Here is a 20,497-nt window from a genome sequence, read left to right as displayed (position 1 = left end):
ACGGGACATTTTGCAACAACGATCACAAGTCACGTTTAAGGCCCTTTATTTTGTCCGCGGTGTGATTCAAAACTGGCAAGATCACGGCAAGATTGTCTTTAGCCCCTTTGGCGCTGCCGGGAAGATTGATGATTAACGTTTCCTTCCGAATGCCCGCAGTGCCTCGTGACAGCATCGCCGTCAGGACCTTCTTGACGCTTGCCTGTCGCATCGCCTCGCCGATCCCCGGCACTTCCTTGTCGACGACGTCTCGAGTGGCCTCAGGCGCCCAGTCTGTCGGCCTAACACCTGTTCCGCCGATCGTCAAGATGACATCAGGATGATGTTCATCGCACAGACGTACCAGATGTTCGCGGATCTGTACCCGATCATCCGGACTTATCTCATACGCCATGACCTTACCCGGAAGCTCGCCGACGATCTGATCCAACGCCTCCCGCCCCTTATCAGGCTCACCCGCCAGAATCTTGCTACTCACAACCAAAATGGCAACCTGCAACATGACAATACTAAGGTCAAGAGCGACGACTCGAATCCTGAACCGAGACATAGTCGCCTGTCCCCGCAAGTGCAGGTTTTGGGATGGGCATGGACGACCCGGGGGGGCGCGCGGCAGTCGCTCCCGTAGACTGGGATTCGCTCGAAGACTTCTTGCCGAATATTCCGGCGCTGATAATACCGACCTCGTAAAATACATACATCGGCAGGGCCATCAAGCACTGATTAAATGGATCCGGGGTCGGCGTCAGAATCGCCGCAACCAGGAAGGCGCCGAGAAAGGCCCACTTTCGGTAACGCTTGAGAATCGGTGCATTGACCCATCCCAATTTGGCCATCAACGTAATGGCCAGCGGCACTTCGAAGATCAAGCCGAATACGAGCAGAAACCACAGGGCAAAGCCCACATACTGCGCGATGGAAATCTGTGGAATAAATCCGGCGTTGACGCCATAAGAAATCAGAAAGTTCAAGGCAAAGGGAAGGACGAAGAAGAATGAGAACGAAACCCCCGCGTAAAACGCCACCGCACTGATAAACACAAACGGCCCCACAAACCGACGCTCGTGGCTGTGGAGACCCGGCACCACGAACTGCCAGATCTCCCACAGCACATACGGGGTCGCCATCACGAGCGCAAACAAGCCGGCCACTTTCACGTTCTGCCACAAAGCCTCGGCCGGCGCTAAGAAGACAAAGGGAATCGTCGGTAGGTCCGTCGGCTCCCATTCGAGCTTGCCGGGCACGAACATATTTTGCAGTGGCACGCGGAGCCATTGCACCAACGTGTCGGCAAAAAAGAACGTGCCAACGAAGACGACACCCACGACGAGCACGGTCCGGGTGAGCCGGACCTGGAGCTCCACCAGGTGCTCCATGACCGGCATCTTCTTATCTTCGAGCGGCGCAAAGACAGAATCCTGCAGCCACTTCCCGAATTGCTTAAAATCCGCCATCAGTAGTCAGCCAATCGGCCTTTGCAGCGTTGATTCGGCTACTTCGGATTTACCGCCACGAATAGATTATTTCCCTGCCGGCTCAAGAGCAACACAGCCATCTCGTCCTTTTTAATTTTCGCGGACACTTTTTGATAATCGTCCAAGGACTTGATAACTTCGTGATTCACCTCTTGAATCACATCACCGCGTTGCAAGCCGGCCGCTTCTGCGGGACTGCCCGGTTCAACGTGATTAATCAGCACGCCGGACGTCTTACCCGGTAGATTCAGTTGGCTCATGGTCGCGGCATCCAGGGTTTGAACGCGCAACGACGCCAACACATTATCCGGCGGCTTCACGGTTTCCTTGGGCGTTTGCGGTGCAGGTTCCTTCCTCGCGAGCATTTCATCCGTCGGGCGCTCGCCCACCTTCACGTTCAGAAACTGCTCTTTGCCTTCACGCAGCACTTTCAGTTTGGCCTGGCGCCCCACGAGGGTGCGCGCGACCATATTCCGCAATTGGCTGACGTTCTTCACTTCCCTGTCATCAAACCCGATGATGACGTCACCTCGCTTGAGCCCGGCCTGGGCGGACGGACCGTCTTCATTGACGTCGCTGATCAAGACGCCTGTCTTCCGCTGCTCCGGCAGCTTGAACGACTTGGCAAGCGCCGGCGTAATTTCCTGAATCGCGATACCAAGCCATCCCCGCACCACTTTGCCTGTTTTCATCAAGGCATCGGTCACGTCCATCGCAATCGTACTTGGAATCGCAAAGCCGATCCCTTCCGATCCCCCGGTCCGTGAAAAGATCGCCGTGTTGATCCCGATGAGATCGCCGTTCATGTTGACCAGGGCTCCACCCGAGTTGCCCGGATTGATGGCCGCATCGGTCTGGATAAAGTCTTCATAATCGGCAATGCCGACATTGCCGCGACCCAGCGCACTAATGATGCCGAACGTCACACTTGAATTGAGACCGAATGGGCTCCCAATGGCGAGCACAAAATCTCCGACCTGCAGCTTGTCGTAATCGGCCCACTTCAGCGCGGGTAAATTGTCGGCCTCGATCTTAATAATGGCCAAATCGGTCTTGGGGTCCGTGCCGACGACTTTCGCCTTAAACTCACGACTATCGTGCAACGTCACGGTGATTTCAGACGCATTGTCGACCACGTGGTTGTTTGTCAAAATATGTCCTTGCGGATCGATGATGACACCGGAGCCGGCACTCTGCTCCGGTCGTCCGTGAGGCCCCGGAGGGCCGGGAAATGGTGGAGGACCAGGTGGTTCCATTCCCGGCGGTTCCTCTCCGCCACCGGGAGGCCCGCCAGGACCGCCGGGACCTCCAGGCCCTCCAAATGGACCAGGAGGAAGCGGTCGCCTTGGGCCCCCTTCACGGCGTCCACTTTCGCCACCGCCGACCACGGCGACATTGACGACGGCCGGCGTGACTTGTTTCACGATATCAGCAAAGGTCTGCATCCCTGCGGGAGGGACAGCAGCGTCGCCCTGAGACGGCGTGAACCACCCACTCACGGCCATCGGCCCATAGAACAGGACGGCGGCCGCGACGGCGGTTCCGATATGCTGACGACAGCGATGAACCGATGCACGAACACGAAGCGTTTCAATAATGTGCATATGTTGGTCCCTCAATGACTTGCGATGCGGACTGACACCGCATCTAGGTTGTAGCCGTGAAATGACGCAATTTTACACTAACCTCTTGCTACCATTCAAAGACAAAAACCCCCGCCCCTCCTGGGTGGGATAGCGCACGATAGGCACCGCGTGCCTCTCGCCAGGACTCTGGACCCGAAGACACAGCTTCTAGGCTGCGGCTTCCAGTTCCTTTTGACGCTTCTGAATCCAGGCCTCTTGGAATTTAAGGACCAATCGGTTAGCCGCTTCTTTCATCGCGACGACTCGAAGGGTGTTCGGCGCACCTTGATAGGATGGTGGATAGTAGCGTCGGGCCGGGTCCTGAGGTCGAAGCCAAATGACAGGGTACCACTGATTAATACCGGGTGCAGCCGGTCGATCCAAGGTCGCAAAGCCCGCTCCATCGGCGCGCAGTAATATCTGACCCGTTCTGACATCCAGCAATGCCGCTTCCAACCGCGACCAGTTATCACGGCGCCATCCTGGCTGCGCATGCGTCACCCACCCGAGAAACACGGTCATGGGGTATTCCTGCTCGATGGCTGACGCGACCATGATGACCAGATCATCCACTCCATGCCATTTCCCAAGCTCCACGAATTGACCGGGATCGCCTTCCGGGCGTATGCCCTCGGCCGAGATGATCTTGTCGATTACCACCGGAGTCATCTCGCTCAACTCTTGCTTCAGCATCTCCGCGAGCCGGTTCAGAGCTTCCTGGGGCACAGCCACGGCATCCGGACGCGATGTATCGGCAAGGACGACAAGACCCGCATGAACCGGTCTTGGAGGCAAAGGCGTGCTCGGGGCCTCCTTCACAGTCTGCTGGCCGAGATAGTCCGCCAGTTGCCGCGGAGGGGTCGCTGACTCACACGCAACAACCTGGGCTAGAAACACGGTCCACGCTGTAAGCGTCCACACATGGCGCATGGTCCACCTCCTCGGCCCTCGTGCTATCTTTCTGTCGTATTCAAATGCTTCATGCGGTCTGCCAAATTGCGCAATCGCTTGCAATTCTGGTGTATTAGGCTTAGGCTCGGATGCTCACGGTGAAGGCCATTCCCTCAGGGATAACTGTCCATGGACCTGGCCCAGTCCTGATTATGGCGCGTTCTGAAGAACCGATCACGCTCTCAGTCGTCCTCCCCGCGTATAACGAGCAAGACCGTCTTCTTCCGTATCTTACCAGCATCACCCACTATCTTTCTCAGCGTGGTGATCCTTACGAAATTGTCGTCGTTGATGATGGCAGCCGCGACGAGACCGCGCTAAGAGTGACCCGGTTCGCTCTCGATGTTCCATCTGTTCGCTTAATTCGGCTTCCTACCAATCGGGGGAAAGGTTGCGCGGTACGCGCGGGCATGCTGGCTGCCAGAGGAACGCTCCGTCTGATGGCTGATGCCGATGGCGCCACATCGATTCAGGAAGTAGAGCGGCTCGAATGTGCGGTCGGAGAAGGCGCCGACCTGGCGATCGGGTCACGTTTCCTGGGATCACATGACCGGCGGTATCGGGTTCAAGCCAGGTGGCATCGGACGGTCTTCGGAAACCTCTTCAATCAGGTCGCTCAGCATCTGGGGCTCGCCGGCATCACCGACACGCAATGCGGCTTCAAGTTGTTTCAGAAGCGGGTGGCGGAGGATCTCTGTTCGGTTGCGCGGATCGACGGTTATGGGTTGGATCTCGAACTTCTGTACATCGCACGGTGCAGAAACTATCGAATCGCCGAGGTGCCGATCAATTGGACGGACCAGCCGGGTTCGAAGGTGCGTGTCTTCCGGGATGGGATTGGCATGTTTCGGGAATTACTCGCCGTGCGTCGGCATAACGCGGAAGGCCTGTACCGACGTCGAGAATCACCGGACGTTCTACGCGAACTGCGCGAAGCCGCGGAAAGCCACACGTACTGATTCAGCTCATTGCCTCGAGTAAATCCGCACCTTGGAATCGGCATATCGAACCTGCCAGGTAGGCTCTTCACTGAGCACGCGATCCAGTGTGCCACCGATCGCCGTCATGGCCCAATCCACCGCATATTTATCCAAGACGCCCAACGCCGGAGGATCCCAGTGTGTCAATGCGACATAGTCATAGAAGATCCACCGATCGCCGATTCTCCAGGCCGGCATGCGTCCATCAATAAAGATTTTCTCGTCCGGCAGCCACCAGAGCAGGAAGCCCCCGAACCCATAGTCGTTATAGAGCCGCGTGCCGAGCTCGCTTCGGTGTTCCTGAATCCACTCCACCGCTTCAATCGGATACTCGGTCGTTTCAAAAAACTTCGCCGGCGCTAGCCCCGACTGCGCGACCCGCTCAATATGCGCCGAGCCGAGGAACACAATTCCAGCTCCGACCGCCAACGTCACGCCAAGAATCCACTGTCTCATGTGATGCCGAAAGGTTGGAACATGATCGGCCAGCCAAGCAACGATAGCCTGCACCATCTCCGCGGCAAGCGGAATGCTGACAAGAAGAAAGAACGGCACATTGCGCCAGTGCCGCAACGAGAGCGCCAGGAATACAGCCAAGACGGCCCAGCGAGTCGGTTCCACGCGTCGATAGAAGCAGAACATGGTCAACGCCAGTGCGGAGAGATACAGGACATACATCAAACCGGCTCGGTGCTGAGTGGAGATCGGCTGCCATTCCTGTAGCGTGTCGATCATGAACCGGTCACCCAAGGACTGAACAATCTCCGCATAGAGACGCCATCCATACGGATTGATCAACGTCAACGACACCGCAATCCCAAGGATCAAGACCATATGACGGAGCTGCTGCCAGGAGAGGACCGGTTCATCAATCCGCTGGACTAATTTGGGTCGCGCGTCAGCAACAAGCCTCGTCACGGCGGCCACAGTTAATAAGAGGCCCAACGTGAAGAGGCCTGCCGTAAAGCCGCCATGAAGATTAGCCCAGAGCAAGAACAGCGGCGGAACAGCCCACAGGTTTGCGCCCTGCCCCATTTGATAGCGGTGCCAGAACCATAAGACGAGCGCTAATCCAAGAAGCGTGATCATTTGAATCCGCGCGCCGAGAAATGGAAGTGCGATCCACGCGGCTCCAGATACCGCCACCAATCGCGCTGTGCGGGCCGCTCGTGCGGGAGCGGCCGCCAAAAGAAATGCCCCCGCAATTACCGCGGCAAACAAGAGAATGACGCCTAAGGATCCGGCAGATCCCAGGCCTGTATAGATGACACCGATCAATCCATCCGTTAGCCAGGCGTGTTCGACCCATGGCCAATCCGGCATCGTGTGCGAATACGGATCGGTGCGAGGCATCTGCCAACCGTGGTGAAGCAGATCGATCCCGGTTCGCAGGTGCCATCCAAAATCCGGCTCGACCAGGGGCTGAAGCGCAAGGTTGACGAGGAAAAGAAGAAGAAGAGCATCGAGAGCGACAGAGGAGGAGCGATCAGCCATCAGCTTTCAGCTCTGAGCAGGCACATGTGACGCACATGTTCGACATGAGAGCTGACCGCTTGTGATTCCTGGCTCAAAACACCATAGCATGTCCACCAAGTATCGTGAATCTTCCTCAACGAAAACCAATTCGGCGACGAATTGTCCGTCTTGTTTGGTGCACCTGTGGAAGTGGTAGACCTACGATTCAAATCTTGCGCTCCTCTCGATGTAAGTTAGGCAGGGCGTGGAGCAAACATGATGATGGCCATGCCCACCAGACAGACAGCGACGCCAAGCCAGTCGTATGGCGAAGGACGCACGGCGTCCACGCCCCACAGCCACACGATCGCGACTGACACATACACACCGCCGTATGCGGCATAGACCCGCCCGGCATCTGTGGGATGCAAAGTCAGCAGCCAGACGAAGACTGCAAGACTCGCCGCAGCAGGGACCAGCAGCCAGACTGACGCTCCCTTCTTGAGCCACAGATAAGGCAGGTAACATCCGACAATTTCGGCAACCGCGGTGGCGACGAAGAGAGCGATTGTCCTCAGCTCAAACATTGGTAGATATTGTTCTAAGATGAGTAACCTCGTCGCCGCTGAACAGAAGATTCCGGCAGCAGAATTCGATCCGGATGTTCGACAACATTTCGGTCATGATATGGATGACTTCGCCGCAAGCTGTGCCAGGAGGATTTGTTGCCCGACTTCTTTAGCTTTAGCCGGGGAGCCACCTTCAATTCCAGGAAACAGCGCCATGGCCTCCTGAACAAAGGGAAAACCAGCACCCAATTCCTTCACACGCCTGCCAAGATACCAGAGCTGATATACCGATTGCTCCATGGACATGTGCTGAAGCTTCCCTGAATTCATGACTGCCAGCATGAGCAATTCTTCGGTCTCGACTTCATTAAAGTTAAGTATAGCTTTCGGATCTCCGCGAGCGTGTTTGAGAAAATTTTGTGCGTTACGGACGATATTGAAGTAATCAGATGCCGAAAGTGCGTTGGCGGCTTGAACGTTTCGGTCCCATGATTTGGAGGGTGCGTGATGTTCAACAAGATCGGTCAGAACAATCGATGCAGCTCCCGCCAACGTATGGACGCAAACCGGGTCGCCACACGAGAAAAATAGCCGAATCGCGAAATCTAGTTGCCGGTTAGCGGCTTCAAGCTTCCCAATCTGGAGCATATGCCAAGCCTTGCTGCCTAATGTTGATGAAAGTGGATGCAGAAACGAAGCCTTTCGGCATCTCAACTTAGTGTGTGCTATCTCCATCATTGTTTCTTGGGCACTTCACAATGCAAGGAATATCGTGTCCCTGCATTGTCGGCTGCGCGTGCCAAGAAAGCAGTAAACCACTTAGCCTCAAGTCCAGTGTTCCCAATAGAAGCAGCCCTGAGTCTCGGGTTTACGAGTAAGCATGGTTGCACTACATTTGGGTGGAGTTTTGCTTGCTTGATTAAGGGCGCCAGCCAAATTATCGGCCAAAAGATCACTTGCTATCTTGTCGCTATCTTCAAAATAGCCCCAAAGAATTCGTCCCGTTTGTCTATCCAGACAAGAAAGAATCTGAAACATAAGCTCCATATTGCTTCCACGCGGACCCGGAAACTTATCGCCATAAAAGTTCCAGTTGACGTGGCTCGGGCCATCGGGAGAGTTGGCATTAACAGCTTCGTACATACGTTTGTGCATCCTCAAGACGAAATGCGCAACGAACAAGCACATAGCTGCTCTATTTTCGGAAAGGGTCACAGTGACCTTCTCTCCCGTTGATGCCCGTATAAATGGCCCCAAAGCCACTTTAGTACACTTATCTGGGGTGTGGATGTGCTGATAATAGCCTTCAAGTTCAAGCTCCTTAACGAAGTGGTTTACACTGTCCCAGATACTCAGTTCCGATGCAGATATCGCAAGAACACAGACTGGAACTAGTGAAAGCTCTTTAAGGAACTCGTTCAAAAAACCGCTTCCGATATGCACGAGTTGCTTTAGTCCATTTCGTTAGCGTGCCTGTATCAGGACGAATCCGTTTCGCCACACGGTGAGCGAGGTCTGCATGTTCCATGGCAGCGGAAAGCACAAGAACTGTCGTATGCCAATCCTCACCAGTAAGTTGCTCGCTCGGGCAATGATCCATTGATACGGTATAAAGACCATCGCTCAGACGCCTGCTTGCATAGACCCCGAACATCTCCAGAAGCTTGTCTGCATTTGTTTGTTTTATGAAGGCCTCCCGTTCATAGATCTGTTTTGGTCTGCCATAGAAATGTTCAACAGAAACCCCCCGGAGTATGCGAGGGCATCTGCATCTGAAACGGACCAGCGACGGCTGGAACTTCCGAGACTGCTCTAACGATTAGTTGGGTCGTCCAACTAGTAAACTCCCCAGCACCAACCAGTCCACCTCCGTGCGAAGAAAACAACGAATCGCCTCGTCCGGCGTGCACACCATCGGCTCATTCACATTGAACGAAGTATTCAACAGAATCGGCACGCCGGTCTTTCGCTCAAAGGCTTCCAGTAGCATTCTGAATTTCGGGTTGGATTCTCGGTCAACCGTTTGAATGCGGGCGGTGCCGTCGACATGAGTCACGGCCGGAATGAGACCTTTAGCCTGGGGCAGCACTGGAACCGTAAATAGCATGAACGGAGATGGCCCGGGCCAGTCAAAATAGTCGGCAGTGCGCTCTTGGAGAACAGAGGGTGCGAATGGCCGAAACGGTTCTCGCAGCTTCACTTTGGCATTAATCAGTTCGCGCATGTCTTCGCGTCTGGGGTCTGCGAGAAGACTGCGATTGCCTAAGGCGCGCGGGCCCCATTCCATCCGGCCTTGAAACCAGAAGACCAATCGCCCGAGGGCCAGTTCCGTGGCCATACGATCGCAGAGTGCCTGGTCTGAGAGCAGTTCGCCTTTCAAACCGGCACGAGCCAAAGCCTCTCGACATTCTTCCTCAGTAAATTCAGGACCTACATAGGTATGGCGCATGGCCTCTCGATGCAAGGCGGCTCCCCGCCGATTCGATAGCCACAGCGCTGCTCCCAGCGCCGTTCCTGCATCCCCTGCCGCGGGCTGGACGTAGACATTGCAAAAGCCCGCTTCTTGGCGGAGGCGACTATTGGCCACACAGTTATTGGCCACACCTCCGGCAAGACAGAGGTTGTCCGTGTCGGTGAGGTGCCGCAAGTGGCGAGCCATATGCAAGACAGTGTCTTCCAAGATCCATTGCGCACTGGCGGCCAGATCACGATGGCGTTGGGTAATCTCTTCGTCACGACGTCGATTGGCACCAAAGAGCTGTTGCAGCGCGGAAGGAAAAATCCCGACTCTCGCAAGGTGGAAATCCAACAACCGTGTGTTGAGCTCAAACGCTCCCTCAGGACGCAATTGAAGAAGATGGGTACGCATCTGTTTCGCATACTCGGGTTTCCCATAGGCTGCCAATCCCATGACGATGTACTCATCGTAATCCGGTCGGAATCCCAGAAATGCCGTCATGGCAGCATAGAACTGCCCTAATGAATGAGGAAGCGGGATTCGCTTCAGCACGCGGATCTGGGAGCCGTCGCCGACTGCGAGTAACGCGGTGTGCGATTCCGACGCTCCATCGACGATGAGGATGGCCGCTCGATCGAACGGCGAGACGAGATAGGTGCTTGCGGCGTGACAGAGGTGGTGATCAAGATAGGTCGGTTTGACCCGTAAGGCGCCCAGCGCGTGTGAAAGCTTCCCGGACAGGCAGGCCAGTTCGGTCCACTCCTGCGCCATGCGTTCCAGACTGCGCTTCCCTTTGACTTGCAAAAGCTGCGGCGATCGCAACATCGACCCAAGCGCGAGTAAAGAGCGGCGCCCCAGGACCCAATATTTCCAGGGCACTGCAATCGCGTCGAGGTCACGGGCCTCGATGCCGGCTTCCTTCAAACAATAGCGAATGGCGTGAAGCGGGAGCGCCGTCACATGTTTGACCCTGACAAAGCGCTCTTCTTCTGCGGCCGCGACGATGCGGCCGTCTTCGACGAGCACCGCCGAGGCATCACGCATATTGGAAAGACCGAGAATCCGCATAGGAAGAGAGTCCGAGTGCCGAGTCAGAAGACCTTAGCGAGTCACGAGTAGGTCGTTTTAAAGAACCCAGCTCTTAGGACTCTGTTCTCAGCACCTTTATGTGCCGCATAGCATAGAGAAGCCAACCGCTCGTGACAACCCATGTGCACGTTGCATTCCTTTTTTAGTTCCGGTAGGGTGTCGCGCACGTTGAGGGGGTCTTAAGATGCATCCCACTCGTCTTATCGTCGCCTTTATCCTCTGCTCCTCTTTGGTCTCGGGGTGCGACCGATTCTCCTCGCCCTTTCACAGGTCTACCCTTCCGGATATGGGCCCTCGGATACCGGCATCCGTCCGTATGAAGTTCGATCCCACACTCACGACCGCCATTGCTCGGTATGCGGATGCCTGTAATCATCCCCAAGAGCTTCGCATCGGCGCAGAACTTGAAGATGTGCTGATCGATGCCGCACATCAAACCTTCCAATCCGTTCAGGTGGCGGGACAGCGAGCGACAGACACGCCGGCCGATGTCGAAGCCTTCGTCACATTGCAGCAATCGGGGTTGCAGATCCAGACCGACGGTGTCTACGATCGGCTTCCGGCCGAGCTGCTCCTGGAATCCGCTGTCGTCTTTCGGGACCAATCGGGGACGGTGCTGGGTGAGCGCACTTTGAAGACGACTCGCCGTGAAAAGATCATTCTAGAGGCGACCCAGAAGCGGTGCGCCTATGCCACCATGGACTTGTTTCTCCACGATGCGGCAGTCGTGCTCGGCACGCAGTTTATGCGCGAGGCGCGAAGCGTGTTCGAACCATCACTGCCGACAGCCGGGCCGGTCCCCTCCCCTTCTGCGCCAGGAGTGGCTACGACGAAGCCCTCGCCGCCCGCTGAGCACACGGGTGAGACGGCGGCTCAGATCAAGCCTCAAGCTGTCCAGTCGCCCGACTCGGTGATGAGACCGTCCACGCCAACGCCGGCGATGCCCGCCTCGGATACTGCCGATCGGGTACAGACACCATCGGTGACATTTCAACAACCTCAAACATTTGTCATCGCTGTCGGGATCAGTACGCACCGCGACCCGCAATTCTCCGCTAGGAAATATGCGGCTCTGGACGCCGAAATGGTGACCAATTACTTCCAAACCCTCGGCGGCGTCCCGGCTTCCAATATCCGGCTCCTGCACGATATGAAAGCGCTTCGGCCTGACATCGAAGAAACCCTCCTCGACTGGCTGCCGACCCGCGTCACCCCCGACTCTGTGGTGATTATGTTTTTTTCTGGCCAGGCGAAAGTCTCTCCATCAGGCGAGACCTTTCTAGTTCCCTATGAAGGGGGAGCTTCCGTCTCACGCCTCTATCCGCTCAAAGATCTGCAGACGGCCCTCTCCCGATTGAAGGCGCGACAGATTGTCTTCATCTTCGACGGTTCCGTCTCGAGATTAGGCGGCGATCAAAAGGGCAAGCACAAGGAACCGCAGTGGGATCTGGGAGGAAACCGTATCGTTCGCTTGATCGGGACAACCGGCTTGCACGACGGTCTCGAATCAGAGAAGGTGCAGCATGGCTTATTTACATACTACTTGCTGCGAGGACTCAAAGGCGAAGCCGACGATAACTTAGACGGGGAGGTGACGTTAGGCGAGCTGAGCGCCTTTCTCGGACGATCCGTGCCACCGGCCGCAAAAAGCGCCTTCAATCAAGAGCAGCAGCCACAAGTCCTGCCCCCGCTCCAATCAGGCAGCAAATTCTCATCGCTGCTGCTCACTAAGCCAACGAATTAACGCTGACTGCTACGTCCTCTTCCTTACTTCCGGCCCAGCGACCGGCCTCTTTTCCGGCAGGACTTAGCTCCAATGAAAAAAGCAGAGAGGGAAGGCCCTCTCTGCTTTTTTTCCGCCCGTAGGGAATGGACTATTCGCCGCCCTTATCTTTGCAGAAGGAGCGCTCGTAGTTGATGATCGTCCAGGCTTCTTCTTCGTTGATTGCAGCCGGAATCAACGGAACCATGCCGGTTCCCGCGCTGCCGTTCTTGATCACCCAGAAGAGCTCGCCATCTTTCCGCTTCTTGTGGAATTTACAGTTCGTAAAATTACGAGGAGCGGGATTAAGAATCTGTCCGGCTGGACCGTCTCCCTTGCCTTCCTTGCCATGACAGTTAAAGCAAGTGCCTTTCCCCTCAAATAATGCCTTGCCCTTGGCAAGGCTTTCCGGCGTCACTGCGACAGGATTCTTCATTGCCTTCGCATCAGCCATTTGATCCGGTGGCACGCGTGGCTTCAAGGGATCCTTCTCTTCAGCGACTGCCACATTCGCCATAAACAGCAACATTGACAGCACACCAACCGACTTCACGAGATACCCCATCACGGCTCCTCCTTGTGTGAAAAATCGCGGAATGTAAAAACCGACTCTACAATACTGACACACACTGCCACTGCGTCCTACCCACCGATTTTTAAGCCGTAAAACGGCGGCACTATAGCAATGCCTCAGCAACTTTGTCAAGCCAAGGTCGCTTGTCAGCACCTCCTTTCGATGCGATCATCCGGGCTTCGACTGAGCTCATACACCGTCATGCCTTATGTCCCTAAACCATCTCAGTGATACTCAAAGTCCATGCCTATAAATCTCTCATGGACCTTTGTTAAAAACCGCGTAAATTTGTATGGATTTGGGATCAGCAAGTGCAGACGATGTTTTTACAGACTTACTTCGTGGGACGTTTTGGCCCTCGACCGGATCAAATACGCCTCATCATCAACGATCGCGGTTCACGCTCCTCGCTTGAGCACAATATCTCGAGCGACTTTTCCGCTGTTCCCGAATGGCCCTTGTTCTTTTCCGTTCAATTCGACTCGAACACCTCCGGCATTTCCCAGTGTCAGGGTAAAACGATCTGAGGCTTTCCATTGCACACGCTCCCCCGGCCGCATGAGCGCTTCTTCCGGGCTTCCGTTGTCCACCTGCACGACGACCCAAGTCAATTCCAATGCTTCAATGGCCAACACCATGGACCCGTCCGTTGGGGTCCCTCCCAACGAGGGGTCGGTGCGAACCAAGGGAGGCGAGATCATTTCTTCGCGGACCGCGGGAACGGCGGTCACGGTGGACAGAGAGGATGGCGGCAGAGCATCTGACGACGCCGTGGAAGCAGCGAGGGATCGTTCCTTTTCCGTACCCTGGAGGACCCCATCCAGTTTGTCCAATGGCGTGGATGACGACTGCCCTTGGGGCTGGATCGCCGGAGGCTCAATCTCCGGGGCCGGCCTGGCAGGTGCCACTGAATTGTGTTCCCGCGACATCAGCAGGATGAGTCCCAATAGGGCCACGGCAATGGCCGCCAAGACGACTTTTCGGTTCGTCTTTCTTCGTCTATCGTCTTCAGCCTGTTTCAGACGTAATAATTCGCGTTCCGCCTGCTTTTCGTAAAATGCACCGGCTGACCCTTCAAAACGTCGCATCGCGTCTTCTTCATCCAGCCCCAGCGACCGCGCATACGAACGCACGAATCCCTTGGCAAACACCTGGTCGGGGAGTTTGGTGAAGTTGCCTTCCTCAAGTGCAATCAAAAACTCGGGATGGATACGAGTCTTTAAGGCGACATCCTCGAGCGTCAACCCCTTGGTATCCCTGACTTGTTTAAAGAACTCGCCGATGGATTCCATAGCGTGATTACGGCTTCAGATGCTCCAGCAGCTTGCCGGCCTCCGCCGCATATTGTCCTCCCTTATCCTGAGCCTTCACCCGGGCCAGCGTCTCCTTCGCTTTCACTTCATAACCGAGTTTGTAATAGGCCCGGCCGAGTTCGAGGTTGAGCACCGCCGACGGAACGGTGGGTGGGCTGATGAGGAGCGCATCTTCATACGCTTGCGTCGCACCTTCCAAATCACCCTCATGAACCAACGCGCGTCCAAGATTAAAGCGAGCGAGGTCGGGAGTGCCATAGAGCGGATTGCTCAGGGCCTGACGGTAGGCTCGAATTGCCTCAGTCCAACGATTCTGTCGCTCCAGCACTTGTCCGAGATGATTATAGGCATCCGAGTATTCGGGATCGATGCGTAGCGCCTCACGCAATTCGCGTTCCGCTTCAGGATATTTCAGTTGCAGCGCGTACAAATGCCCCAGCAAGTAATGCGCTTCTTTGTGATTCGGATTCAATTGAATGGCCTTCTGCAACGAGACGAACGCCTGCTGGCGATCGCCTTGTATGTTGGCCAAGCCTTCTTGATAGTATCCTTTAGATTTTTGTAACTTCTCTTCGGATGCGCATCCCGTGATCGCAATCACCGACGAGCACATCAAGACCGCAAGTCTCATTACCCGGCGCCTGCGTCGATCCATTCCCCGGGCAAACGGTTCCGTCATGATAAGTCCTCAAAATGAGTCAGACGCTTGAACTCTCGAAATCGCGCCTCGATCTCTTTGTAGTCCAGAACCCGGAGACGGTCAAGACTAAAGGCTTCGACGGTAAACGACGCCATTACGCTGCCGAAGATAATCGCTTGGCGGATCGAGGACTCGGAGAGGTTCCCGGTGGCCGAGAGATAGCCCATGAATCCGCCCGCAAAGGTATCGCCGGCTCCCGTAGGATCTTTGACTTGCTCGAGCGGAAACGCCGGCGCGCCGAACACCTGCTTCTGATTGAACATCAACACGCCATATTCTCCGCGTTTAATGATGAGATGCTTCGGTCCCTTCGCGAGAATCGTCTTCGCGACCTGCACGAGATTGGAATCCTGACCCAGGAGCCGCGCCTCACCGTCGTTGATGATGAGGATGTCCACCTTCTCCAAGACACGCCAGAGCGCCTCGCGCTTGCCTTCAATCCAAAAATTCATGGTGTCACAGGCGACGACGGATGGCCGTTGAACCTGATTCAGTACGTCCAACTGCAACTCGGGATCGATGTTGCCCAGGAACAACATGCCCGGCGCACGATAGTGATCCGCGATCTTCGGGCGAAAGGTCTCAAAGACATTCAATCGAGTATCCAGCGTACGGGCCTCGTTCAATTGATAGCTGTATTCCCCTTTCCACCGAAAGGTCTGCCCTGGCCGCTTCTCCAATCCCGCGACGTCAATGTGGCGGCTTTTGAGAAAGCTCAAATGGGCCTCTGGAAAATCCTCGCCAATGACGGCAATCAGTTCGACATTGGTGAAATAGCTGGCCGCGACGGAAAAGAACGTCGCTGAGCCGCCCAACACCTCAGTCGCCTCCCCGAACGGCGTCCGGACGGTATCCAGGGCCACTGACCCGACGACCAGCAACTTTCCCATCTCAGCGGCCTCCCTTTTTCTTCGGCAAATAACGCCCGATGAGCAGATCTAGTTTTGTACGCGTCGCTTTGGGAATCATGTCCGGGGCCGTCACAATGGCATGTTGCATGGCCGCGCCGCACATGCAGTCCCGCGGCTCCTGCGCGATGGAGAGCACCTCGCGGAGGACCCGCTTGGCAAGCTCCACATTTTTATGGAGCGTCGCCAGGATCATCTCGACACTCACGGACTCTTCACTCTCGTGCCAACAATCATAGTCGGTTGCTAAGGCCATCGTGGCATAACACATTTCCGCTTCACGAGCCAATTTCGCTTCCGGCATATTCGTCATCCCGATGACATCAACGCCCCATTGCCGATAGAGCCGCGACTCGGCTTTGGTGGAAAACTGTGGACCTTCAATACAGAGATACGTCCCGCCTTCATGGCACGTCGCCCTTACGGCACGCGCGGCTTGAACAAGTGCCCGCTTAATATCCGGACAGACCGGATCGCCGAACGCCACATGAGCCACGATGCCGTCGCGAAAGAATGTGGACACCCGCTGCTTGGTCACATCGATAAACTGATCGGGGAAGAGCAGATGACCTGGCTCAACGGTCTCTTTCATGCTACCGACGGCGCTGACCGAAACGATCCGGCTCGCACCGACGGATTTAAGCGCATAGATATTCGCCCGGTAGTTGATTTCGCTCGGATTGAGACGATGGCCTCGACCATGCCGAGCCAAAAAGGCCACCCGGACGCCGTCAAGCATTCCAAGGAGCAGCGCATCGGATGGACGCCCGAAGGGAGTCGTCAGGCGATACTCCCGGACGCGCTCCATCCCGACCATCTCGTACAGTCCACTGCCTCCGATGATGCCGATCTCTGCCTGTGGCGTACCCGCTGTACGTGCCAATGTTCCTCCTACGCTCCCGCCATGAGGGCCTCGGGTTGATGGGCAGACGTTACCCAGGAAAGGTCACTCGGATCCGCTAAAAAACGTCGCACCATAGTGATCAGACGCGCCATGACGACCTGAGTGGAGTCGCGCTCTTCGATCTCGACCCAAACGATGCCCGGTTCTTTTCGAAACCAGGTAAACTGACGCTTCGCAAAATGACGCGTATCCCGCTTGAGAAGACGGACCGCCTCGTCATAGGGGTAGTCGCCGTCGAGATAGCCGGCGATTTGCCGATAGCCTAACCCCTTCATCGAGCTCAAGCGGCGATCGTACCCTTGAGCCAATAGCCGTCTCGTTTCCTCAACTAATCCATTCGCTAACTGTTCGTCCACGCGGGCGTCGATACGCCGATACAATTCCTGCCGGTCCCTGGTCAGGCCGATTAAGAGCGTCGAAAAGGGCCTTTCGGCAAACCCATGCTCGCGATGAAGATCTGATAACCGTCGCCCTGTGACATGGTACGCCTCCAATCCGCGGATAATTTTAATCTCATCGCGCGGATGAAGCCGCGCCGCTAAGTCAGGATCGACTTGGGTCAGTTGTCGATACAGTGCCTCCGGCCCTTGTGCGCGGGCCAGATCCGCCAGACGATGGCGATACTCCCAGTCAGGCGGGGGGCCGTCCCACAACCCACGGACGATCGTCCGCACATAGAGCCCTGTCCCGCCGACCATCAAAGGAACTCGTCCTTCCTGATGCAGCCGCGCGATCTCTGCCATGGCCAGGCGACGATATTCGCCAACGTTAAAGGGCTGATCGGGTTCAACCAGGTCGATCAGCCGATGAGGGACGCCGCCACGCTGCTCCACCGGCGGCTTGTCCATGCCAATATCCATGCCGCGATATACTTGGCGAGAATCCGCAGTCAGAATTTCCGTCCTCAGCGCTTGAGCCAAGGGGATGACCATCCGGCTTTTCCCCACCGCCGTAGGGCCGACGACGACGACGAGTGGTTTACGATCAACGTTCATAGGCGGGCTAGCGATTAAAAATCTTTTCCAATTCCTCCGCCGGCAACCGCAACGCAATTCGGCGTCCATGCGGACATGTTGTCGGGACGCCTTCAGCGACCCAATCTTCGATTAGGATCTTGATCTCAGGCAGCGTCATGGACCGCCCGGCTCGGACAGCGCTATGGCACGCCATGGTAGCGAGGATCGGCCGCAGACGTTGCTCGAAGGACGCCATCGAGCTCCATTCATTGAAATCCTCCAAAAGACCGTGCACCAACGCCGCACCGTCCATGCGACCTAATAGAGCGGGAACGGCCCGAATCAGAAACGTTCCGGACCCGAACGGTTCAATAGCAAGACCGAGCTTCTCGAAATCAGGCAGGAACTGCTCCAGTTGCATCGCCTGGTGGAGCGGCACCGTGACCGGCTCTGGAATCAATAAGGGCTGCTGCGTAATGGCCTGCTCGGAACATGCGCGCGAGAGACGTTCAAAGAGGACCCGCTCATGCGCCGTGTGCTGATCGATGACATGCAGTTCGCTCCCGACCTGCGCCACCAGAAACGTCTGTCGGATCTGCCCGAAAGGAAGCACCTCGCTGGCCCGTTGCACCAGATAGGAAGATGTCGTCTCCCCAACACTCTGTGCCGACATCCGGGCTCGCTCCTCCGTCTCCTTGGCGGGGAACTCTGAACCCCTTGAAGACGCGGGCTCAAATTGTCGTTGCCCATGCCCGCCGTCGGTCAACATACGCACGTCGATTCCGGCGGGATTTCCTGGGAGCACGGAGGGAACTTCTGCAAAGGCGCCATCTGATATGGTGGATCCGACTGCGGACCGAACGGCTCGTTGGACGGCTCGATGGACGAGATCCGAGTCGGCAAAACGGACTTCGCGTTTTGTTGGATGAACGTTCACATCCACTCGAGCGGGATCAACCTCAAGAAACAAGACGAACAGCGGATGATGGCCCTTGGGCAGCGAGACGCCATAGCCCTCATAGATTGCATGGGAGACCGTCGCATTTTTCACCGGCCGTCGGTTAACGAACAATTCCTGGGGCGAACGGCTCGTCCGCGCACTCGTCGCTCCGATGGCCATCCCGTGTACGCGAAGACCTGAGAGTTCGCCTTGCACCAGCACCATCTGAGCCGACACAGCTTCGCCATAGACCTGGAGAATGCGATTCCGCGGCGTCTCGGCAGCGGGGTAGTCACACACCTGCTGACCGTTATGAACCAGCCGGAAATGGACCGCTGGCCAGGCCAACGCGGCCTGCTGCACGACTTGGCAGATATGAGAGAACTCGGTTCCTGTAGTCTTTAAGAATTTCTTTCTGGCCGGAGTATTGAAAAAAAGATCGCCGATCTCAATCTGCGTGCCGTGAGGCGATGCGGCTTCCTCGCATTTCACGACCTCCGAGCCCTCCATGATCAACAATGTGCCAACCGGTTCGTCCCGGGTCCCCGTGACCAGACGAATCTTCGCAATCGACGCGATACTTGGAAGCGCTTCACCGCGAAAGCCCAAGGTCGCGATGGAGCAGAGGTCGGTGTCGTCTTGCAATTTGCTCGTCGCATGGCGTTGAAACGCCAGAGGGACGTCGGCCGCGCAGATCCCCTCTCCATCGTCGGTCACTTTGATGAGCCGGCGTCCGCCGTCCACGACCTCCACGACAATCCGCCTGCTCTCGGCATCGAGGCTGTTGTCGACCAACTCTTTGACGACAGCAGCCGGCCGCTCGATGACTTCCCCGGCCGCAATACGGCTCGCAAGTTCACCGGGCAATACGTGAATTTTTCCAAGACGCACGTCAACGCTCATATGGTTGGGGCGCAACGATGGAGAGAACAGGTTGGGTTCACAAGAGTCCCCGAGAGATGGGCAGACATAGGGCGAGGACCAGGGCAATCCCGTATCTGTACGATGTCCGCTTCATCGGATCTCAGCGAGTTTGTTCTTCGCTAATTTGGCTTCATCGGATGTCGAATAATCTTCAATGACCTTCCTCAAATAGCCGCGCGCTTTGGGCAAATCGCCCGCCTCTGCAGTGACCACACCCATCTTAAATAATGCCGGCGCCACCTTTTCACTGCGTGGATGGTCATTCACGACTTTTTGGAACGCCTGCGCAGCATGCGGATAATCTTTCAGGCTGAAGTACGATTCACCCATCCAATAGTACGCGTTGGGTGCCAGCGAAGTGGAAGGGAAGTCTTTTAGGAACCGTTGAAAGCCTGTCACGGCAAGGTCGTATCGGCCATTGAGATAATCGTTATACGCCAGGTTGAAGGCGGAGGTCGGTGAAATCCCCGGGGTGCCGGCCAAGGACTGCGGGGCAGTGAACTCTTGCGGTTCTGAGGAACGCGTAGGCGTCGAAGACATGGATGAACGCGATTCGTCCAGCTTACCCGATACGGTTGCCTGTCCATCTTCCAGCCGAGACAGACGACTTTCAAAGTCCGCCAATCGACTTGTCAGTTGCTGAATGCGTTGAGCCGACGTATCGTGTCCTTTCGAAGCCTCATCAAGCGGTATAGGCTTCCCCGTTTCCAGACGGCGTTGCAATGCCTCCTGGCGCTTCTGCGTCTGCTCCTGGGCCCTCGAGAGATTCGTGACTTCTTCTCGGAGATCGACAAAGTCGGCGTGCTTCGCGCAACCGGTCATGAGCATGATAACCAGCAGCCCGCTTCCACCTATGGTCGCGCGCAGAGACTTCACTCCATTCATCGATAGAACATCCATGCCCTCTTCTTCCC

At 56.1% G+C, this 20,497-nt stretch carries 19 protein-coding genes; 2 read left to right on the top strand and 17 right to left on the bottom strand.

What is annotated here, in order from left to right; translation table 11 throughout:
* Positions 1–22: 22 nt before the first annotated feature.
* From ACWHYZ_RS07015 to ACWHYZ_RS07000, 4 genes are all read right to left on the bottom strand, one after another.
* Positions 23–550 (bottom strand): MogA/MoaB family molybdenum cofactor biosynthesis protein, encoded by a 528-nt coding sequence (locus ACWHYZ_RS07015; protein WP_447986564.1) that lies wholly within the window; start codon positions 548–550, stop codon positions 23–25.
* On the bottom strand, positions 516–1,454 hold the full coding sequence (tatC, locus tag ACWHYZ_RS07010) for a twin-arginine translocase subunit TatC (protein ID WP_447986563.1): 939 nt from the start codon (positions 1,452–1,454) through the stop codon (positions 516–518). The genes ACWHYZ_RS07015 and tatC overlap by 35 nt, the downstream gene beginning before the upstream one ends.
* A gap of 38 nt (positions 1,455–1,492) precedes the next feature.
* Positions 1,493–3,079: a DegQ family serine endoprotease gene (locus ACWHYZ_RS07005; protein WP_447986562.1), complete on the bottom strand. Its 1,587-nt coding sequence runs from the start codon at positions 3,077–3,079 to the stop codon at positions 1,493–1,495.
* A 189-nt stretch (positions 3,080–3,268) separates the two neighbouring features.
* The gene (locus ACWHYZ_RS07000; protein ID WP_447986561.1) at positions 3,269–4,030 is read right to left on the bottom strand and encodes a hypothetical protein; all 762 of its coding nucleotides are present in this window, start codon (positions 4,028–4,030) and stop codon (positions 3,269–3,271) included.
* A 119-nt stretch (positions 4,031–4,149) separates the two neighbouring features.
* On the opposite strand from ACWHYZ_RS07000, the gene ACWHYZ_RS06995 reads away from it, so the two are divergent.
* Complete coding sequence (locus tag ACWHYZ_RS06995; RefSeq protein ID WP_447986560.1) at positions 4,150–5,010, top strand: dolichyl-phosphate beta-glucosyltransferase; 861 nt, start codon at positions 4,150–4,152, stop codon at positions 5,008–5,010.
* Positions 5,011–5,016: 6 nt separating this feature from the next.
* On the opposite strand, the gene ACWHYZ_RS06990 is transcribed toward ACWHYZ_RS06995, so the two are convergent.
* The 5 genes from ACWHYZ_RS06990 to ACWHYZ_RS06970 form a co-directional block, all read right to left on the bottom strand.
* Entirely contained in the window at positions 5,017–6,525 is a 1,509-nt protein-coding gene (locus tag ACWHYZ_RS06990) for a hypothetical protein (RefSeq protein WP_447986559.1), read from the bottom strand.
* Between the two features lie 215 nt (positions 6,526–6,740).
* Positions 6,741–7,073 carry a YnfA family protein gene (locus ACWHYZ_RS06985; RefSeq protein WP_447986558.1) on the bottom strand — a complete coding sequence of 111 codons (333 nt, stop codon included), beginning with the start codon at positions 7,071–7,073 and terminating at the stop codon, positions 6,741–6,743.
* A 93-nt stretch (positions 7,074–7,166) separates the two neighbouring features.
* On the bottom strand, positions 7,167–7,793 hold the full coding sequence (locus tag ACWHYZ_RS06980; RefSeq protein WP_447986557.1) for a hypothetical protein: 627 nt from the start codon (positions 7,791–7,793) through the stop codon (positions 7,167–7,169).
* Positions 7,794–7,880: 87 nt separating this feature from the next.
* On the bottom strand, positions 7,881–8,477 hold the full coding sequence (locus ACWHYZ_RS06975; protein WP_447986556.1) for a hypothetical protein: 597 nt from the start codon (positions 8,475–8,477) through the stop codon (positions 7,881–7,883).
* A 397-nt stretch (positions 8,478–8,874) separates the two neighbouring features.
* Positions 8,875–10,581, bottom strand: coding sequence for a carbamoyltransferase family protein (locus tag ACWHYZ_RS06970; protein WP_447986555.1), 1,707 nt, complete (start codon positions 10,579–10,581; stop codon positions 8,875–8,877).
* Positions 10,582–10,918: 337 nt separating this feature from the next.
* On the opposite strand from ACWHYZ_RS06970, the gene ACWHYZ_RS06965 reads away from it, so the two are divergent.
* Complete coding sequence (locus tag ACWHYZ_RS06965; protein WP_447986554.1) at positions 10,919–12,346, top strand: hypothetical protein; 1,428 nt, start codon at positions 10,919–10,921, stop codon at positions 12,344–12,346.
* A gap of 130 nt (positions 12,347–12,476) precedes the next feature.
* On the opposite strand, the gene ACWHYZ_RS06960 is transcribed toward ACWHYZ_RS06965, so the two are convergent.
* The 8 genes from ACWHYZ_RS06960 to ybgF form a co-directional block, all read right to left on the bottom strand.
* Positions 12,477–12,929 (bottom strand): c-type cytochrome, encoded by a 453-nt coding sequence (locus ACWHYZ_RS06960; RefSeq protein ID WP_447987532.1) that lies wholly within the window; start codon positions 12,927–12,929, stop codon positions 12,477–12,479.
* Positions 12,930–13,336: 407 nt separating this feature from the next.
* Entirely contained in the window at positions 13,337–14,230 is an 894-nt protein-coding gene (locus ACWHYZ_RS06955) for a helix-turn-helix domain-containing protein (protein WP_447986553.1), read from the bottom strand.
* A gap of 7 nt (positions 14,231–14,237) precedes the next feature.
* Entirely contained in the window at positions 14,238–14,930 is a 693-nt protein-coding gene (locus ACWHYZ_RS06950) for a tetratricopeptide repeat protein (protein ID WP_447986552.1), read from the bottom strand.
* On the bottom strand, positions 14,927–15,841 hold the full coding sequence (locus ACWHYZ_RS06945) for a PfkB family carbohydrate kinase (RefSeq protein WP_447986551.1): 915 nt from the start codon (positions 15,839–15,841) through the stop codon (positions 14,927–14,929). The genes ACWHYZ_RS06950 and ACWHYZ_RS06945 overlap by 4 nt, the downstream gene beginning before the upstream one ends.
* 1 nt (position 15,842) lies before the next feature.
* On the bottom strand, positions 15,843–16,742 hold the full coding sequence (mtnP, locus tag ACWHYZ_RS06940; RefSeq protein ID WP_447986550.1) for an S-methyl-5'-thioadenosine phosphorylase: 900 nt from the start codon (positions 16,740–16,742) through the stop codon (positions 15,843–15,845).
* Positions 16,743–16,750: 8 nt separating this feature from the next.
* Positions 16,751–17,758, bottom strand: coding sequence for a tRNA (adenosine(37)-N6)-dimethylallyltransferase MiaA (miaA, locus tag ACWHYZ_RS06935; RefSeq protein WP_447986549.1), 1,008 nt, complete (start codon positions 17,756–17,758; stop codon positions 16,751–16,753).
* A 7-nt stretch (positions 17,759–17,765) separates the two neighbouring features.
* Positions 17,766–19,550 (bottom strand): DNA mismatch repair endonuclease MutL, encoded by a 1,785-nt coding sequence (gene mutL, locus ACWHYZ_RS06930; protein ID WP_447986548.1) that lies wholly within the window; start codon positions 19,548–19,550, stop codon positions 17,766–17,768.
* Positions 19,551–19,673: 123 nt separating this feature from the next.
* A complete protein-coding gene (gene ybgF / locus ACWHYZ_RS06925; RefSeq protein WP_447986547.1) occupies positions 19,674–20,483 on the bottom strand; it encodes a tol-pal system protein YbgF in 810 nt (269 codons plus the stop codon).
* Between the last annotated feature and the right edge of the window lie 14 nt (positions 20,484–20,497).

It is taken from the genome of Nitrospira sp. Nam74 (genome assembly GCF_965152615.1).
This window is presented reverse-complemented; position numbering and strand designations above follow the sequence as displayed.

What these genes read in the sequence shown, in the direction of transcription:
- ACWHYZ_RS07015 (WP_447986564.1), bottom strand. Translation starts at nt 550, where the DNA reads ATGTCTCGGTTCAGGATTCGAGTCGTCGCTCTTGACCTTAGTATTGTC.
- tatC (WP_447986563.1), bottom strand. Translation starts at nt 1,454, where the DNA reads ATGGCGGATTTTAAGCAATTCGGGAAGTGGCTGCAGGATTCTGTCTTT.
- ACWHYZ_RS07005 (WP_447986562.1), bottom strand. Translation starts at nt 3,079, where the DNA reads ATGCACATTATTGAAACGCTTCGTGTTCGTGCATCGGTTCATCGCTGT.
- ACWHYZ_RS07000 (WP_447986561.1), bottom strand. Translation starts at nt 4,030, where the DNA reads ATGCGCCATGTGTGGACGCTTACAGCGTGGACCGTGTTTCTAGCCCAG.
- ACWHYZ_RS06990 (WP_447986559.1), bottom strand. Translation starts at nt 6,525, where the DNA reads ATGGCTGATCGCTCCTCCTCTGTCGCTCTCGATGCTCTTCTTCTTCTT.
- ACWHYZ_RS06985 (WP_447986558.1), bottom strand. Translation starts at nt 7,073, where the DNA reads ATGTTTGAGCTGAGGACAATCGCTCTCTTCGTCGCCACCGCGGTTGCC.
- ACWHYZ_RS06980 (WP_447986557.1), bottom strand. Translation starts at nt 7,793, where the DNA reads ATGATGGAGATAGCACACACTAAGTTGAGATGCCGAAAGGCTTCGTTT.
- ACWHYZ_RS06970 (WP_447986555.1), bottom strand. Translation starts at nt 10,581, where the DNA reads ATGCGGATTCTCGGTCTTTCCAATATGCGTGATGCCTCGGCGGTGCTC.
- ACWHYZ_RS06965 (WP_447986554.1), top strand. Translation starts at nt 10,919, where the DNA reads ATGAAGTTCGATCCCACACTCACGACCGCCATTGCTCGGTATGCGGAT.
- ACWHYZ_RS06960 (WP_447987532.1), bottom strand. Translation starts at nt 12,929, where the DNA reads ATGGGGTATCTCGTGAAGTCGGTTGGTGTGCTGTCAATGTTGCTGTTT.
- ACWHYZ_RS06955 (WP_447986553.1), bottom strand. Translation starts at nt 14,230, where the DNA reads ATGGAATCCATCGGCGAGTTCTTTAAACAAGTCAGGGATACCAAGGGG.
- ACWHYZ_RS06950 (WP_447986552.1), bottom strand. Translation starts at nt 14,930, where the DNA reads ATGACGGAACCGTTTGCCCGGGGAATGGATCGACGCAGGCGCCGGGTA.
- ACWHYZ_RS06945 (WP_447986551.1), bottom strand. Translation starts at nt 15,841, where the DNA reads ATGGGAAAGTTGCTGGTCGTCGGGTCAGTGGCCCTGGATACCGTCCGG.
- miaA (WP_447986549.1), bottom strand. Translation starts at nt 17,758, where the DNA reads ATGAACGTTGATCGTAAACCACTCGTCGTCGTCGTCGGCCCTACGGCG.
- ybgF (WP_447986547.1), bottom strand. Translation starts at nt 20,483, where the DNA reads ATGGATGTTCTATCGATGAATGGAGTGAAGTCTCTGCGCGCGACCATA.